Source organism: Leptospira andrefontaineae (genome assembly GCF_004770105.1).
Classification (GTDB): Bacteria; Spirochaetota; Leptospiria; order Leptospirales; family Leptospiraceae; genus Leptospira_B; species Leptospira_B andrefontaineae.
The window spans coordinates 1-610 of sequence record NZ_RQEY01000014.1 but is presented as its reverse complement, the minus strand read 5'-3'; the positions used below and the strand labels follow the sequence as shown (position 1 = coordinate 610).

At 40.5% G+C, this 610-nt stretch carries 1 protein-coding gene; it reads left to right on the top strand.

Annotated features, from left to right (window positions below):
• Positions 1 to 10: 10 nt before the first annotated feature.
• On the top strand, positions 11 to 610 hold a 600-nt coding region (locus EHO65_RS08935), incomplete at its 3' end, for a TIGR04388 family protein (RefSeq protein WP_279632288.1).

The window sequence follows — 610 nt, the reverse complement described above, 5'->3', positions numbered from 1 at the left end:
CGGAACTTCTCTGGACCAAACTTTTGTTTTGGCGGATAAGATGCAGTCCATAAGCAATTGGGATGCTTTCGTTTTTCAGAGTTTGGGTGTTTTACAATCCCAATGGGAAATCCAATTGCAGATGCAGATCACTCAGTTGGTGAACTCAATCGATACAAGCGATCATTATGCAACTGTCGCCGATTACCAAAGTTATGTGTATGACTCTCTCCAAGGACAAGCGAATGAACTTCTTTTACAATGGCAACAGGACGCGGAATTCGAAATCACTCAAGAAAGAAGTAAATATTTAGGCGATACATTTGGAGCAAATAGCGCTTCTACCCAAGCCGCAATAAATTCTTTTCAGAGTCAATGGGAACAGTTTGTGAACGGACAAGGTGTGGATCTGAATTTGGGTGGTTCGAATACTCAGACAAACTTGAACGGTGCTCAACAAAATTTGGAGAGTATGGAAGCACAATGGTGGAACCAATTCAATTATAATATCCAAAACGGTCTTTGGACGTACCAACAAGCACTTCAAAATCTTTCCCAAAGTTATCAGAATATTCTAAACCAGATCAACCAAACAGAGAGCCAATACCAAACTTACTTAGCTATGGTGCAA